The 14,445-nt window shown below is 60.9% G+C and carries 16 protein-coding genes; 9 read left to right on the forward strand and 7 right to left on the reverse strand.

What is annotated here, in order from left to right; all coding sequences use genetic code 11:
• Positions 1–27: 27 nt before the first annotated feature.
• Positions 28–687, reverse strand: coding sequence for an HAD family hydrolase (locus SIAM614_RS18730; RefSeq protein WP_006936952.1), 660 nt, complete (start codon positions 685–687; stop codon positions 28–30).
• Positions 684–1,133, reverse strand: coding sequence for a dUTP diphosphatase (gene dut, locus SIAM614_RS18735; protein ID WP_006936953.1), 450 nt, complete (start codon positions 1,131–1,133; stop codon positions 684–686). Before dut ends, SIAM614_RS18730 begins: the two co-directional genes overlap by 4 nt.
• Positions 1,134–1,308: 175 nt before the next feature.
• On the opposite strand from dut, the gene SIAM614_RS18740 reads away from it, so the two are divergent.
• The 3 genes from SIAM614_RS18740 to SIAM614_RS18750 all read left to right on the forward strand — a co-directional run bounded on the left by SIAM614_RS18740 (position 1,309) and on the right by SIAM614_RS18750 (position 3,358).
• A complete protein-coding gene (locus tag SIAM614_RS18740; protein ID WP_208984037.1) occupies positions 1,309–1,728 on the forward strand; it encodes a hypothetical protein in 420 nt (139 codons plus the stop codon).
• Positions 1,729–1,750: 22 nt separating this feature from the next.
• Positions 1,751–2,332 (forward strand): OmpA family protein, encoded by a 582-nt coding sequence (locus SIAM614_RS18745; protein WP_006936955.1) that lies wholly within the window; start codon positions 1,751–1,753, stop codon positions 2,330–2,332.
• 237 nt (positions 2,333–2,569) lie between these two features.
• On the forward strand, positions 2,570–3,358 hold the full coding sequence (locus SIAM614_RS18750; protein ID WP_006936956.1) for a DODA-type extradiol aromatic ring-opening family dioxygenase: 789 nt from the start codon (positions 2,570–2,572) through the stop codon (positions 3,356–3,358).
• Between the two features lie 135 nt (positions 3,359–3,493).
• Here SIAM614_RS18750 and coaBC read toward each other — a convergent pair whose 3' ends face one another.
• Positions 3,494–4,720, reverse strand: coding sequence for a bifunctional phosphopantothenoylcysteine decarboxylase/phosphopantothenate--cysteine ligase CoaBC (gene coaBC / locus SIAM614_RS18755; protein ID WP_006936957.1), 1,227 nt, complete (start codon positions 4,718–4,720; stop codon positions 3,494–3,496).
• 306 nt (positions 4,721–5,026) lie between these two features.
• The gene (locus SIAM614_RS18760) at positions 5,027–6,250 is read right to left on the reverse strand and encodes a penicillin-binding protein activator (protein WP_006936958.1); all 1,224 of its coding nucleotides are present in this window, start codon (positions 6,248–6,250) and stop codon (positions 5,027–5,029) included.
• Between the two features lie 189 nt (positions 6,251–6,439).
• Here SIAM614_RS18760 and rsmI point away from each other — a divergent pair, with 189 nt between their 5' ends.
• The 4 genes from rsmI (at position 6,440) to SIAM614_RS18780 (ending at position 9,532) form a co-directional block, all read left to right on the forward strand.
• Positions 6,440–7,354 (forward strand): 16S rRNA (cytidine(1402)-2'-O)-methyltransferase, encoded by a 915-nt coding sequence (gene rsmI, locus SIAM614_RS18765; RefSeq protein WP_006936960.1) that lies wholly within the window; start codon positions 6,440–6,442, stop codon positions 7,352–7,354.
• Complete coding sequence (locus SIAM614_RS18770) at positions 7,354–7,758, forward strand: YraN family protein (protein ID WP_006936962.1); 405 nt, start codon at positions 7,354–7,356, stop codon at positions 7,756–7,758. Before rsmI ends, SIAM614_RS18770 begins: the two co-directional genes overlap by 1 nt.
• Before the next feature lie 400 nt (positions 7,759–8,158).
• Positions 8,159–9,103, forward strand: coding sequence for a glutathione synthase (gshB, locus tag SIAM614_RS18775; RefSeq protein ID WP_006936964.1), 945 nt, complete (start codon positions 8,159–8,161; stop codon positions 9,101–9,103).
• 99 nt (positions 9,104–9,202) lie between these two features.
• Positions 9,203–9,532: an antibiotic biosynthesis monooxygenase family protein gene (locus SIAM614_RS18780; protein WP_006936965.1), complete on the forward strand. Its 330-nt coding sequence runs from the start codon at positions 9,203–9,205 to the stop codon at positions 9,530–9,532.
• Positions 9,533–10,065: 533 nt separating this feature from the next.
• Here the strand turns inward: SIAM614_RS18780 and hppD are convergent.
• Positions 10,066–11,178 (reverse strand): 4-hydroxyphenylpyruvate dioxygenase, encoded by a 1,113-nt coding sequence (gene hppD / locus SIAM614_RS18785; RefSeq protein ID WP_006936972.1) that lies wholly within the window; start codon positions 11,176–11,178, stop codon positions 10,066–10,068.
• A 127-nt stretch (positions 11,179–11,305) separates the two neighbouring features.
• Here hppD and SIAM614_RS18790 point away from each other — a divergent pair, with 127 nt between their 5' ends.
• The gene (locus SIAM614_RS18790) at positions 11,306–11,773 is read left to right on the forward strand and encodes an Lrp/AsnC family transcriptional regulator (RefSeq protein ID WP_006936973.1); all 468 of its coding nucleotides are present in this window, start codon (positions 11,306–11,308) and stop codon (positions 11,771–11,773) included.
• Between the two features lie 4 nt (positions 11,774–11,777).
• Here SIAM614_RS18790 and SIAM614_RS18795 read toward each other — a convergent pair whose 3' ends face one another.
• On the reverse strand, positions 11,778–12,242 hold the full coding sequence (locus tag SIAM614_RS18795; RefSeq protein ID WP_157139949.1) for a hypothetical protein: 465 nt from the start codon (positions 12,240–12,242) through the stop codon (positions 11,778–11,780).
• Positions 12,243–12,468: 226 nt separating this feature from the next.
• On the opposite strand from SIAM614_RS18795, the gene SIAM614_RS18800 reads away from it, so the two are divergent.
• Positions 12,469–13,212, forward strand: coding sequence for a tellurite resistance TerB family protein (locus SIAM614_RS18800; RefSeq protein WP_006936975.1), 744 nt, complete (start codon positions 12,469–12,471; stop codon positions 13,210–13,212).
• Between the two features lie 159 nt (positions 13,213–13,371).
• Here the strand turns inward: SIAM614_RS18800 and SIAM614_RS18805 are convergent, their stop codons facing one another.
• Positions 13,372–14,439 (reverse strand): TRAP transporter substrate-binding protein, encoded by a 1,068-nt coding sequence (locus tag SIAM614_RS18805; RefSeq protein WP_157139950.1) that lies wholly within the window; start codon positions 14,437–14,439, stop codon positions 13,372–13,374.
• Positions 14,440–14,445: the final 6 nt, after the last annotated feature.

A 14,445-nucleotide genomic window follows, 5' to 3' on the forward strand; every position in this document is an offset into this window, starting at 1 on the left:
CCGGTAAAACCTTTTTCCAGAAAAGCTTCAGCTCTTGGAAAAGAGCATGTCCGGCAGATCCGCCATTGCCTCGAACAGGATAGCCCCCGCGTCCTGCATCGCCTTGCGGTCGCAGGCCGGATCTTCGACAAAGGCATAAACGCGCATGCCGGCCGCCCGGGCCGCCAGAACGCCGGGCAGGCTGTCTTCGATCACCGTACAGGTTTCCGGTGCGTGGCCCATGGTGCGCGCCGCCAGCAGAAACACGTCCGGCGCAGGTTTGCCACGTTCGCAGTCCTGCGCGGAAAAGAGGCGTCCTTCCAGCCGGGGCAGCAGACCGGAGCTGCCCAGTGTCGTGCGCATCTTTTCGTATTTGCCGGAAGAGCCGACGCAATAGGCAACGCCGCGCCGGTCGAGGTCATCCAGCACACCGGCAACGCCTTCGATCGCCGGAACACCGGCCTTGAAGCTCTCCAGGTCGCGCAGCCGCACCTGGTCCGGCCAGTCGGCGGGCAGCACCTTGCCGGTCAGGTCCTCGATCATGGACTGGACATCTTCCAGTGTCCGGCCCATGAACCGGCGCTGGCAGTCCGGCCCGGTCATCGGAACGCCAAGCTCGGTGATGATGGCAGCCATGTTGGCATTGGCCATGCGTTCGGTGTCGACAAGCACGCCGTCGCAATCGAATATGACGAGGCTCGTCATCATGAGCGGCCCGTCGAACCGAAGCCACCGGCGCCGCGTTCGGTTTCCGAGAGAACCTCAACTTCAACGATGTCCGCCTGCAGCACGGGCGCGATCACCATCTGGGCAATACGGTCTCCGCGTGAAATCTCGAAAGGGACCTCGCCGAGGTTGATCAGGATCACCTTCACCTCACCCCGGTAGTCCGCATCGATTGTGCCGGGCGTGTTCAGAACGGTGACACCGTGTTTGGCGGCAAGGCCAGACCGGGGGCGAACCTGGGCTTCATAGCCAGCGGGCAGGGCCATGGCGAGCCCTGTCGGCACCAGGGCGCGTGCACCGGGTGCGAGGGTTATCGTGCCGTCGACGGCAGCCAGAAGATCAAGTCCGGCGGCCAGGACCGACTGATAGGCGGGCAGTGGCAGATCGCGACCATGCTCCAGTCGCTTCAGTTCCAGGGTAACAGGCATCGAAAATGTCCGGCAGTGAGTGTTGCTGGCGAGTGACGATATTCGCCGGTCCCTGTCAAGGCTGGCGGGCGGACGCGAAACTTCGCATAAAAATCAGATATCTACTTGCAGTCACAATCGGCACCTGAAACACTCTAACGCATCGTAACTTGCCAGCGATTGGGAGATTGGCAACATGAGACGATTGATTTTTGCATTTACCACCGGGCTGATGCTGATTACGGCACCGGCAACCTTCGCACAGACGGTCGGCTATGCCGACGCCATCAAGATCCTGGCTGCAAGCTGCGGCAAGGACATCGAATCCTATTGCAAGTCCGCGACACTCGCGAACAACGGCATCACCCAGTGTCTTGAAAAGAACCAGTCCAAGCTCTCGGCAAAATGCAACGCGGACCGTCTGGTCGTGATTTCGCTGATCCAGGCACGGCTGGCGGCCCAGGCGGAAGCCCCCAAACTGTGCCAGCGGGACGCTGCGCAATATTGCAAGGGCGTCAAGGCCGGGGCCGGTCACGTGCTGCGCTGCCTGCTCAAGGCCCAACCGTCCGTCAGCGAAAAATGCAACACGGCCATTGACCTGGCCGGATACCGCTAACTCGGCACCGGGAGATATTTTCATGAACAAGTTGCTTCTGGCCGGTTTATCGGCCGCTTTTCTTGCCGTGTCCGCGTCAGGCCTTACCGCCCAGACCAAGCTGAGCCGCAATGAAATCATCAACTCCCTGCAAGGGGCGCAGCAGAAGGTTGACCTGACGGCCGATGAACTGCAGCAGGCCGCCCTGGAAAACATCCAGAAATATCCGGGTGCAAATGCACCCAACACGCTGCCGCTTGCCGACAAGCTGGCCTCCCTGCGCCAGTTCAACGTCGAAATCACCTTCGATTTCGACAGCGCCCGCATTCGTCCGGAATCCTTTGAGACCGTCGGCCTGATCGCGGACGCCCTGCACACCCCTTATCTGCAGGGCCAGACCTTCTTCATCGTCGGTCATACGGATGCCAAGGGCGCGCGCGAATACAATCTGGAACTCTCGCTGAAGCGGGCACAGGCCGTGCGTGAGGCGCTGGTGACCACCTTCCGCGTTCCGGGTGAATATCTTTTCGCTGTCGGTCTGGGGGAAGAGCAACTGCGTGACCCGGCCAATCCGGATGCTGCCGTCAACCGCCGCGTCCAGCTCATCAACCTGGGTTACAGATAACCGGCCCCTCGGGCGGGTTCGGCAATGTCCACAAAGCGTGCTTGAAACCTGCCTGAAAACCGATCCGGCAAAAGACATGCCGCTTCCTTTTTCGGAAGCGGCATGTCTGAACAGTGAGAGCCGGAACGGCGGATTGTTTACCTGAGTTGAACGAGCCTTCTTTTGTTTCTGGTCTAATCCTTCTGGCCGAATGGCTTATCCTCTGAGGTACAACCAATCCTACCGAGGAGTGCTCCCATGACGGCTACGCCACGCAGCATCTCGCCTGTCTTCTTCGCCCATGGTGCGCCGACCCTGGCACTGGAAGACACGGCTGCCAGCCGGTTTTTGAAAAGTTTTGCCGCCAGCCAGCCGCGCCCGAAGGCAATCCTGATCCTCTCCGCGCATTGGGAAACCGACGGTCTGAAACTCTCGGCGCCCGGACCGCTGCGGACCTATCATGACTTCCGCGGCTTCCCGCGTCCGCTCTACGAGATCTCCTACCCCGCGAAGGCCAATGTGGACCATGTCGACGAAGCCGCACGCCTTCTGGAAGCGGCCGGATACGATGTGGAACTCGACAGCCACTGGGGGCTCGATCATGGTGCCTGGGTACCACTATCGCTCGCCTATCCGGATGCCGACATTCCGGTGGTCGCCTTGTCGCTTCCCGATGGCAGCACACCTGCATCCGTTTATGCCCTCGGTCAGGCGCTTGCGCCGCTCAAGGACAAGGGCGTGTTGCTGGCAGGCTCCGGCAGCACCACGCATAACCTGCGTGAAATCGGACCGCAGGGCTCGGGAACGCCGGATTGGGCCGTGGATTTCGACCGCTGGCTGGACACCGGACTGGAGGCCGGGTCGATCGGTTATTTCAACGATATCAGGAGCGCTCCCAATTTCCGCCGCAACCACCCGACGGACGAGCACCTTCTGCCGCTGTTCTTTGCCTTTGGAGCCGGTGGAATGGACGCAAAAGCCCAGCTTCTCCATCGAAGCTACGAGTATGGCTCCCTCAGCATGAGCTACTTCCGCTTCGCGGCCTGACAACCTCACCGACTGCCCCTGCTCTGGCAGGGGCCAAGGCTTTCCGGCCCGTTTCGGTGAAACAGGGCAGAATGTTTGCCGGGCATAAGCACCGGTCTTTCACCCTGGCTCTTTCGGAGAACTGGTTGGGTTGGATCAGTCCGAACCGAGCGCCTCGGCCGCGCGGGCAATGATCCGGCGGGCAACCTCGCCCTTGTCCATTTCCGGCCAGTCCTCGACGCCATCGCGGCTGACGACGCGGATGGTGTTGGCATCGCCGCCCATGATCCCGGTCTGCGGACTGACGTCGTTCGCGATGATCCAGTCCGCCTTCTTGCGTTCCAGCTTGCCACGGGCATTGTCGATCAGGTTCTGCGTTTCGGCGGCAAAGCCGATCAGCAACGTCGGTCTCAGCTCTGCGTGATGGCCGACGGTTGACAGAATGTCCGGGTTTTCCGTCAGCTCCAGGGCGGGCGGCTTGCCGCTGCCGTCTTTCTTGATCTTCTGGGCGCCTTCGCTGGCAACGCGCCAGTCGGCGACAGCCGCCGCCATGATGGCGATATCCGCCGGCAGGTTGCTTTCCACCGCCTTCAGCATCGCGGACGCTGACTCGACGTGGATGACGGTGACATTGGCCGGGTCCGGCAGGGTCACCGGGCCGGACACCAGCGTCACGCGCGCCCCGGCCTCATAGGCGGCCCGTGCCAGCGCATGGCCCTGCTTGCCGGAAGACCGGTTGGCGATATAGCGGACGGGGTCAATCGGCTCATGGGTCGGGCCGGAGGTGATCAGAACATGCTTTCCGGCAAGCGGCAGGCTGCCCGCCTTGATCGCCTCATCCCGCAGCAGCGCCGCGGCGGCGGCAACGATCTCCAGCGGTTCGCTCATCCGGCCGGTACCGGCTTCGCCCTTTTCCGCCATCTCGCCGGCGGCCGGGCCGCAAAAGGCAATGCCGCGCGCCTTGAGGATTGTCCGGTTGCGCTTCGTGGCCTCGTGCTGCCACATCTTCGGGTTCATGGCCGGGGCAATCAGCACGGGTTTGTCGGTTGCCAGAAGCACGGCGGTTGCCAGGTCGTCGGCAATGCCGTGGGCCATCTTGGCCATCAGATCGGCGGTGGCGGGGGCAATCAGGATCAGGTCGTGATCGCGGGCCAGGCGGATGTGGCCGACATCGTGTTCGGCCTGCCGGTCGAACAGGTCGGTGAAGACGGTTTCCGCCGCCAGGGCTCCCGCGGCCAGCGGCGTGATGAACTCCTGCGCGCCCTTGGTCATCACCGGGATCACCCTTGCGCCGCGTTCCTTCAGCCTCCGGATCAGGTCAAGAGACTTGTAGGCGGCGATGCCGCCGCTGATGATCAGGACGATCTGTTTGCCGCTCAGCATCTTAACTCAGCACTCCCAAGGGTGTGGCCCCATAAATGAGGATGAAATGGTTTGAGGCGGATTGGTCATCGTCAAGGCGCGGAAGCGCAGGAAATGTGGCTCATTTTCAAGCTTTCGCAACGCAGAGGAGGACCAATCCGGTCAAATCCGAAGGACATGAAAATGGCTTCAACGCGTGTCGTCAGCGTGCTCGACCTAGAAAACCCGCTACGCGCACACTTCCTGACGCAGTTTCGCCATTTCTCATGCCATTTCGTCTTCATTTATGGGGCCACACCCTAGGTCTGTCGATGTCGGCGGTAAAGATCAGAATCCGGTGCGGAAATCCCGCGGCGCCGGAGAAATCACCTGTGTGCCCTGCCCGGTAATCTGATAGACGGCAAGGCCCCGCTGGTTGAGGCCATTGGATTGGAAGCGGAACAATCCGTCAATGCCGATGAAGCCGTCACGATTGGTGATGATGCTCTGCTGGAACCGCTGCTGCCCGGCGGAACGGATCAGGCCGGCGGCCAGGGTGACACCGTCGTAGACCAGGCTGGCGTTGCGCGGCGGCACCGCGCCGTACGTGCTCTGGTACCGCTGGGCGAACGCCAGAAAGCCCTTGTCTTCCGGCCCGGCAAACCAGGCACCGGCAAGCACCGGGTTGTTCTTCACCTGGGGTGAGTCCCACTGTCCGGTGCCAAGCAGTTTCACATTGCCCATGTTGGCGCCCTGACTGACCAGGGTCTGCACGACCGCCGCAGGCACGGCGCCGCCCGCCGGTACGAACAGGGCGTCGGCATTGTTCAGCACAGATTTGAGTGCGGCTGTCTTGGCGACGAGATCGGACGTGTCCGATCCGTTCATGGAATAACGCTGGATCGACGCAATCCGGCCGCCGCCCCGGCCGACTTCCTGGCGGAACGCGGCCTCGACGATGGCACCGTAGGAGCCTTCGGGGATCAGCGCGGTGTAGGAATGTCTCTTCTGGCTGTTGGCATAGCCGACAACCCGTTTCACGTCGCTTTCCGGCAGGAAGCTGAGCAGGTAAACGCCCCGCGACGCAACGGACGTGTCTGTCGAAAACGCGATGACCGGAACGCCGGTGGCCCGCGCGGCCTGGGCCGCGCCGGAGACTGCGGGGGAGAACACCGGACCCAGGATCAGTTCCGCGCCTTCCGAAATGGCGGCCTGCGCTGCCGCGCGACCGCCTTCGGCCGTGCCGCCGGTATCCCTCACCAGCAACTGCACATCCGCGCTCGGGAAGTTCTGCAGGGCCAGTGCGGCGGAATTCTTGAAAACCGTGCCGATAGAGGCATTGCCGCCGGAGCTTGCCAGCGGCAGCAGCAGTCCGATGCGGACCCCGCCCGTGCCGATGATTTCGCCGGTCGGTTGCGGCTGGGGCGTGGGCTGGATCTGGTCACCCGGCAGCGAACCGAGTGTGGACCCCATGCAGCCGCCCAGCAGCATCGTGCTGGCTCCAGCCAGCGCCGTTTTCAAGAAAACACGTCTGTGCTGTTGCACGATGTCGCCCCGTCTTGCACTTGCCATATTTGTTGGTTCACCCTTTGGGAAAGACTTACGTATTCGCTGCATGCCTGTAAAGATTTAGTGGCCTTTCAATGGCATATCGGCCCGATCAACGGTGGATTTGCCTTGCATCGGTTGTACTGAAAGGCTAGCGCAAGGGCGCAAACGGGACCGAAACGGCAATTCGCGGCAGACAAGAGGGAAGGCGACATGGTCAAGGAAACAGCCGGGCCGGCTGCGGACAGGAACCGCTACAGCCTCTCCGAACACGTGTTCACCGCGCCCAATCTGGAACCCGCGCTTTATATCGTTTCCACCCCGATCGGCAATCTCGGCGATATCACTGTCCGGGCGCTGGAAACCCTAGCGGCGGCAAGCGTGATCGCCTGCGAGGATACACGGGTCACGGCAACGCTCACTCAGCGGTTCTCGTTGAAAACACCGCTTCTTCCCTATCACGAGCACAATGCCGACAAGCAGCGGCCGAAGATCCTGGAAGCCCTGGCCGATGGCCGTGCCGTGGCGCTGGTATCCGATGCAGGAACGCCGCTGGTCTCCGACCCGGGCTACCGGCTGGTGCGTGATGTGGTCGCAGAAGGCCATAAAGTCATCCCGATCCCCGGCGCTTCCGCACCGCTGGCCGGACTCGTCGCGGCAGGTCTGCCGAGCGACACGGTGCTCTTTGCGGGCTTTCTGCCGCAAAAGGGCGGGCCGAAGTCCCGGCGGCTGCAAGACCTGGCAAAGGTGCCGGCAACACTGGTTTTCTTTGAATCTCCCCACCGCACCGCCGCCACCTTGGCGCTGATGGCCGAGCTGCTCGGAGCCAGCCGGGAAGCCGTCGTCGCGCGAGAGCTGACCAAGCGTTTTGAGACCTTCGAGCGCGGCACCCTGGAAGAGCTGAGCGCACGCTTTGACGGCCAGCAGATCAAGGGCGAGATCGTCATTCTGGTCGGCCCGCCGGAAGACAAGCCCGAAGCCGAAGCGGACGATCTCGATGCCTTGTTGAGCGAGGCCCTCACCGAGATGCCGGTCAGTGCCGCCGCGAAAAAAGTGTCCAAGGCCACGGGGCTTGACCGCAACGAGGTTTACAAGCGCGCGCTCGAACTGAAAGCGGAAGAAGCCTGATGGCACGCGCCCCGGGCGGTTCCGGAAAGCTGCCTGCAGAAACGGACCGGCGCCGCCGGGCGCACGCGCTGGGTCTTTCCGCCGAAACCCTGGCCGCCTGGTACCTGCGCCTCACGGGCTGGCGCATCCTCAAGCGCCGCTACAAGACAAAGGCCGGCGAAATCGACCTCATCGCCAAACGCCGCAAGACGGTTGCCTTCATCGAGGTGAAGGCCCGCAAGTCGCGGCAGGCCGCGCTGGAAGCCGTAACGCCCGCCAGCCAGAAACGCATTACACGCGCCGCGAAGATCTTCGTTGCGGAACACCCCAAGGCTGGCTTTTACACCCTGCGCTTCGATATCATCGTCGTCCGGCCCCGCGCCTTGCCGGAGCGCATCGTAAACGCGTTTCACGCCTGGGAATAGTTTGGAGCGCCAGTTTTTCGGCTGCGTCTGAAAGGTGGCAGGGCTATCGCATACGAGAAAATTTAGCATCGGCGTCACCCCCGGACGAGCGCAGCGCAGATCCGGGGCCCACTCGCAGCCCCGCTTGCGCACGAAGTTGTCTTTGTCCCGGATATTTGCTGCGCCCTGCGAGCACACAGGAAACGAGACGGCCCCGGGTCTCCCTTCGCTCGCCCGAGGTGACGCCGAATATGGGTGAGAGACTTCACCATTTTTCTCGGTCCACGGAATGAAGGTGAAACGAACTCGGGCCCTTCTGCCCTCCCCCTCTGGACAAAGCCGACCTCGCACCGCATATCTGGACCAATCGTTCTGAAATCCCAAAGGCGCTGGAGCAGCGCCGCCCGCCGGGAGTTGCCTCATGGCTTTGAAAGTTGCGGTCCAGATGGACCATGTTTCGTCCATCAACATTGCCGGCGACAGCGCCTTCGCAATGATGCTGGAAGCGCAGTCTCGCGGACATGAACTCTATCACTATACGCCCGACCGCCTTGCAATGCGCGGCGACGAAGTATTCTGTGCGCTGGAGCCGATTGAAGTGCGCGATGTGAAGGGCGATCACTTCTCGCTGGGCGAAAAGAGCCGGTTCAACATGCGCGAGATGGACGTGGTGCTGATGCGCCAGGATCCGCCGTTCGACCTCTCCTACATTGCCGCGACCCACATTCTGGAAAAGATCCATCCCGACACGCTGGTGGTCAATGATCCGGCAGCCGTGCGCAACGCGCCGGAAAAGCTGTTCGTGACCGAATTCGCCGATCTGATGCCGCCGACCCTGATCACCAAGGACAAGTCGGAAATCGATCTGTTCCGGAAGGAGTACGGCGACATCGTCATGAAGCCGTTGTTCGGCCATGGCGGCGCGGCCGTCTTCCGCGTCACCCAGGACGACCTCAACTACGGTTCGCTGTATGATTTCTTTGCCGCGACGTTCCGCGAGCCCTGGGTCATTCAGCAGTTCCTGCCCAATGTGAAACATGGCGACAAGCGCATCCTGCTGGTCGACGGCCAGTTCGCCGGTGCGGTCAACCGTGTTCCGGCCGCTGGCGACCTGCGTTCCAACATGGTGCGCGGCGGCGCGCCGACCGACAGTGAGCTGACCGAGCGCGAACGCGAAATCTGCGCCCGTCTCGGACCGTCGCTGAAGGAAAAGGGCCTGATCCTGGTCGGGATCGACGTCATTGACGGCAACCTGACGGAAATCAACGTCACCGCCCCCACCGGCATCCGCGCCATCCGCAATCTCGGCGGCCCTGACGTGGCAGGCATGGTCTGGGACGTGCTGGAAGCGAAGGTGAAGGGCTGAGCAGCCCTTGCCACAAGCTTTGTCCGAATATCCGCTTGACCTCAATTTAAGTTGAGGTTGTAGAGCTATATCTCCTTTCAGATCCCAAGGAGATACAGCATGACATCAGACACGGAATCCCGGCCCATATACCGCGTTGACCGGTTTGAAGTGCCGCTTGAGGCGCGGGACGTTCTGCTGGAACGGCTCAATGTCATTCGTGGTCTGTTGCAGAACATCGAAGGCTGCCGCCAGAACCTCGTACTTGAACAGCCTACCCGCGAGGGCACGGCAACATTCGTCACCTTTGTCGAATGGCAGAACGAAGAGGTTTTTCTGGCAGCAAAGGCCCGGATAGCGGATGAATATCGCAAGTCGGCATTCGACCCGCAGGCCTTCCTGCAGCAGATCGGTGCGAAAGCCGACATGGCGAACATGAACGCAGTCTGATGCCGGACAGGCACGAACGGGAAACCAATGGGCGGAGCACGCGCCTGTTGCCTGCGAGCGGGCAAAAAAAACCTCCGCATGGGGGTGCGGAGGTATAAAGAGTTCGTGCTTAGACAATGCAACAGAGGGCCTACTCGGCAGCCTCTGTAAGTAGAACCCGTCCCCTATAGAATCGTTCCTGCAGAAAATGCATTTTGCTTGAATATTTTTTGAGCTTCTACTTTAGGGTGTCGTTATCGCTTTGAAATAAAATAGTTAATTCCGGTTGGTGGCCTTAAAATTTTTTCGAAAAAATATTGGAAGGATCGATATTTTTCGCGAGCCAACGCCAGATTCCACGAGACGAATTTTTGAGCCCGTTCAAGGAGATATCTTTCCATAGACTGGCGACCGCGTTCAATTGCACGGCAATGGCAAGGCCGGAACCGGGCCCAAATGGGGTGGTTCAGGCAGGTGACCCAACGGCAATCGCGCAAGAAAAAGGCCGCTCTCCAGAAAGACAGCGGCCAGTCTAGTGCAACCTGAAAGGGAGGCTATTCTGCAGCTTCGGTCTTGATGACTCCGCGGCGGATCTGGTCTTCCTCAATCGACTCGAACAGGGCCCGGAAGTTGCCTTCGCCAAAGCCTTCGTCACCCTTGCGCTGGATGAATTCGAAAAAGATCGGACCGATGACGGTCTTCGAGAAAATCTGCAGCAGGATCTTGGTCATGCCGCCGTCGATGACACCTTCCCCGTCGATCAGGATACCGTGACGCTTCATCCGTTCGATCGGTTCGTCGTGGCCGTTCACCCGGTCGTAGGACATCTCGTAATAGGTCTCCGGCGGGCCGGGCATGAACTTCAGACCGTTGTCCGCCAGAAGATCCGTGCTCTCGTAGATATTGTCGGTGCCGACCGCGATGTGCTGGATGCCTTCGCCGTTGTACTTCTTCAGATATTCCTCGATCTGGCTGGTGTCGTCCTTGGACTCGTTCAGCGGAATGCGGATCTTGCCGCAGGGGCTGGTGATCGCGCGGCTGACAAGGCCGGTGATCCGACCGTCGATGTCGAAGAAGTGGATCTGCTTGAAGTTGAACAGGTCGCGGTAGAAATCCCACCACTTGTCCATGTTGCCGCGATAGACGTTGTGGGTCAGGTGGTCGAGATAATAGAACCCGACGCCCTGCGGCTTCGGATCGACCTCGCCCAGCCAGTTGAACTCGTCCGAATAGGCCGAGCCTTTGTCCCCATAGGTGTCGACGAAGTAAAGCAGCGAGCCGCCGATGCCGACGATTGCAGGAACATTCAGGGTCTTGTCGTCGCCTTCATAGGGAGTTACCCCCTTGGCAACCGCATGGTCGAACGCCTTTTGCGCGTCGACAACGCGCCAGGCCATGGCCGGAGCGCACGGGCCATGCGTATCGACGAACTTCATGCCAAAGCTGCCCGGTTCGGCATTCAGCACATAGGTGACATCGCCCTGGCGATAGAGCGTGATGTTCTTGCTCTTGTGCTTTGCGACCGGGAGGTAGCCCATTCTGCGGAACAATTCGTCCAGCTTTTCCGGCTCCGGATGGGCGAATTCGACAAATTCGAAGCCATCGGTGCCAGCGGGGTTGTCAGACGTGATCTGTGCAGGTGGCGCGTCGTGCGGGAACGGTCCCATGAATGTCCTCCTCGGTTGAACGGGTCATTGCCTTCAGAATGCCGTGGAGCTCGCGCAGTGTGTGTGCAAACCACGTGTTTTCGCGTAAGATGATGCACGAAACATGCGAGATAATTTGGAGAGGCGCATGACGAATGCACTGGATGGCTTTGATGTGAAGCTGCTCGCCGCTTTGCAGAACAACGCCGCCCTGACCAATGCCGAGCTGGGTGAGGTGATTGGCCTGTCCGCAAGCCAGGTCTCACGGCGCCGGCAGAAGCTGGAAGAAGCGGGGATCATCCGCCGCTACCGGGCGGCACTGGATCCGGAAGCTCTGGGGCTGATGGTGACGGCCTATGTCGGCGTGACGCTAGGCGCGCATTCCAGGGAAAACGCCCGCAAGTTCCGCAACATGGTGACAGCCATGCCGGAAGTGCAGGAGGCCCACACGCTGACCGGCGACGTCGATTACATGCTGAAGATCGTGGTACCGGACCTGAAAGCGCTCAGTCACATCATCAACGACGAACTGTTGCCCCAGGAGGCGGTCCATCATGTGCGCTCTTCAATCGCCATGGAAACGCTGAAGGACGACAATCTGCTGCCGCTGAAGTGACAGGCTAAAGCCCGAGCCAGCCCATGAGATCGGTCCAGAAATCCTTGCGCAGGCCTTTGAGGTCCGGTGCCGGGTTGCCGTAAGGGTCCGCCAGGCAGACGTCGGAAAACCTGGTCTTGCCGGACAACAGGCATTGTTCGGGCTCGCAGGTGATCGTGTCGGACAGGTAAATGCGCTTGCCGGCATAGGTCTTGAATGCCAGGTCCGGTTTGTCCTGACGTGTTCCGGACGTGAAGACATAGGTTGGAAACTCGTTGCCGCGCGGCTGGCCGCGGTCCTGGACGGCGTGGATATAAAGCAACGTTCCGGGAGTTTCCTCGCGCGAACAACCCTTGATGTTGAAGGCATAAAGATTGCCGGTCGTGCTTTCTCCTGCATCGCCGAGTGCGCGCGAATAAGCCTTCAGCAGATCCTCCTGCCAGATCTTGCGGTAGGTATCGGCCTCGTCATTCAGCGACAGGGCGTGCACGGCGCCGCTCCCCAGTGTCCCGGCGATGAAGCAGCATAGCAGGGAAAGACCGCGGATTGAGGTGAGGAAGTTCAAGATTTTCCTCGCTGTTGCCAGGATGAAAGGCGTTGCGGATTGGAGAAGTGTGACGGAGTGTAACGCAAACTTGCGTCCCTTGCAGAAAATCCCATTTGATAATGCGAATGTGATTTAAGCCGCTCCACGCGGCAATTTTAAGGAGCCGAAAATGTTCGATGCTAAATCCTTGCTGGATCAGTTTCTGGGCACCCAGGGCGGTGGTCAGTCCGGCCAACGCGGGGCCGCAGGGAAAGGCGGGTCCGGTGACCTACTCTCCCAGGGCAAGGATTTTCTGTCGTCCCAGGGAGGCGGACTGGCGCTCGGCAGCCTGGCCGGCCTCATGCTCGGCAGCAAGAGCGGCCGCAAACTGGGCAAGAAGGCCGTGACCTATGGTGGTCTCGCCCTGGTTGCCGGCCTTGCCTACAAGGCCTACCAGGGCCACAAGGCCAATCAGCAGAACGCGCCGCGCCCGCAGTATCCGGCCGACGAGCCGATCCCGGTGGAGGCGCCGCGCGGTACGGCTTTCGATCCGCGCGAGCAGCCGGGCGGCGAAAATCAGGCGGCTGTAACACTCCTGACGGCAATGATCTCCGCCGCAAAGGCTGACGGTCATATCGACCGGGACGAACAGGACCGGATATTCGACAAGATCGACGAGGCCGGACTGGACAGCGAGGCGAAAGCCTTTCTGATGGACGAGCTGCGCTCGCCGCTTGATCTGGACAAGGTGGTTGCCGGCGCAACCTGCCCGGAGACCGCGGCTGAAATCTATGCCGCCTCGCGCCTGGCCATCGATCCGGATCATGCGGCGGAAAAGGCCTATCTGCAGATGCTGGCGGCCCGGCTCAACCTGGAAGACGGCCTTGTTGAGGAAATCGAATATGCCGTCCGCGAAGCCCAGATGGCGGGCTGACCGGCACCACGGTGGATAATAAAATAGGGCGCCCCGTGATCTTTGGTCACGGGACGCCCTGAATAACCGGCAAATACCTTGCAGCCCTTGAGGATGCATAGACGGTACGAGCCAGAAACCACGCAGCCTTGTGGGGAGGCCGCGCGCCTCCCGGACCGGCTATTTTCCTGTATTTTCCTCGATCAGCTCGACGGCGCGATTGTAAAGGCCGGTGCCGTCCATGCCTTTTTCGTCCATCTCGGCAATCCATTTTTCAATTGTCGGCGCAGAGGCTTCCTTCCAGCGGGCCACTTCCTCCGGAGGAAGCACGATGATGTTCGCCCCCTTCTCGATGGCGTCATCACGCGGCTTGGCGTCGTCCCGCTGCATCTGACCGCCGGCAAAGCCGGAGAGTTCCAGACCGGAGTTGTTGTCGATGATCGCCTTCAGGTCGTCGGGAAGCCCGTCGTAGGCAGCTTTGTTCATGCCCAGCACGAAGGTTGCCGTGTAAAGCGAGTCATCACCGAAGTCCGTGTGGTTGTTGACCAGCTCGTTGATCTTGAGCGCGCCGGTGACTTCCCACGGCACCACGGTGGCGTCGATAACACCCTTCGACAGTGCTTCGGGAACTGCCGGAACCGGCATGCCGACAGGCGTCGCGCCGAGTGAGCTGAACATTTCGTTTGTCACGCGCGTCGGTGCCCGCAACTTCACGCCGTTCAGATCATCGAGGGAATCGATCGGATCCTTGGAATGGATCAGTCCGGGCCCATGCACCCAGAGCCCCAGAACCTTCATGTCCTTGAAGTCCTGGTCCAGCATGGTTTCTTCCGCCAGTTGCCAGAAGGCGCGCGACACGGCTTCGGCATTGGTCATGACGAAGGGAAGCTCGAAGACTTCCGTTCTCGGAAAGCGGCCCGGCGTATACCCCGGCAAGGTCCAGACGATGTCCGCAATGCCGTCGATGGCCTGATCGACCAGCTCCGGGGGCTTTCCGCCAAGCTGCATGGCCGGGAAATGCTGGAACTCGATCCGCCCGTTCGATTCTTCCTCGATCTTGGCCATCCACGGTTCGAGAATGTTCTTCGGCACGCTGGCTTGCGCCGGCAGCATCTGGTGCAGCCGCAGCGTGACCTCCGCCGCCGCGGCGGGGCCAGCACTGACAGTCAGCGACAGCGCCGTGACGGCAAGTGCCCCCACGGTGACCGCTCCTGCGGCCATCGACCTTATGGTTCGGTATTTCGACATGACTTC

The organism is Roseibium aggregatum IAM 12614 (assembly GCF_000168975.1).
Taxonomy (GTDB): domain Bacteria; phylum Pseudomonadota; class Alphaproteobacteria; order Rhizobiales; family Stappiaceae; genus Roseibium; species Roseibium aggregatum.

Bases quoted from the DNA above. Each gene is read 5' to 3' on its own strand.
- SIAM614_RS18730 (WP_006936952.1), bottom strand. From the start codon at position 687: ATGATGACGAGCCTCGTCATATTCGATTGCGACGGCGTGCTTGTCGAC.
- dut (WP_006936953.1), bottom strand. From the start codon at position 1,133: ATGCCTGTTACCCTGGAACTGAAGCGACTGGAGCATGGTCGCGATCTG.
- SIAM614_RS18740 (WP_208984037.1), top strand. From the start codon at position 1,309: ATGAGACGATTGATTTTTGCATTTACCACCGGGCTGATGCTGATTACG.
- SIAM614_RS18745 (WP_006936955.1), top strand. From the start codon at position 1,751: ATGAACAAGTTGCTTCTGGCCGGTTTATCGGCCGCTTTTCTTGCCGTG.
- SIAM614_RS18750 (WP_006936956.1), top strand. From the start codon at position 2,570: ATGACGGCTACGCCACGCAGCATCTCGCCTGTCTTCTTCGCCCATGGT.
- coaBC (WP_006936957.1), bottom strand. From the start codon at position 4,720: ATGCTGAGCGGCAAACAGATCGTCCTGATCATCAGCGGCGGCATCGCC.
- SIAM614_RS18760 (WP_006936958.1), bottom strand. From the start codon at position 6,250: ATGGCAAGTGCAAGACGGGGCGACATCGTGCAACAGCACAGACGTGTT.
- rsmI (WP_006936960.1), top strand. From the start codon at position 6,440: ATGGTCAAGGAAACAGCCGGGCCGGCTGCGGACAGGAACCGCTACAGC.
- SIAM614_RS18770 (WP_006936962.1), top strand. From the start codon at position 7,354: ATGGCACGCGCCCCGGGCGGTTCCGGAAAGCTGCCTGCAGAAACGGAC.
- gshB (WP_006936964.1), top strand. From the start codon at position 8,159: ATGGCTTTGAAAGTTGCGGTCCAGATGGACCATGTTTCGTCCATCAAC.
- SIAM614_RS18780 (WP_006936965.1), top strand. From the start codon at position 9,203: ATGACATCAGACACGGAATCCCGGCCCATATACCGCGTTGACCGGTTT.
- hppD (WP_006936972.1), bottom strand. From the start codon at position 11,178: ATGGGACCGTTCCCGCACGACGCGCCACCTGCACAGATCACGTCTGAC.
- SIAM614_RS18790 (WP_006936973.1), top strand. From the start codon at position 11,306: ATGACGAATGCACTGGATGGCTTTGATGTGAAGCTGCTCGCCGCTTTG.
- SIAM614_RS18800 (WP_006936975.1), top strand. From the start codon at position 12,469: ATGTTCGATGCTAAATCCTTGCTGGATCAGTTTCTGGGCACCCAGGGC.
- SIAM614_RS18805 (WP_157139950.1), bottom strand. From the start codon at position 14,439: ATGTCGAAATACCGAACCATAAGGTCGATGGCCGCAGGAGCGGTCACC.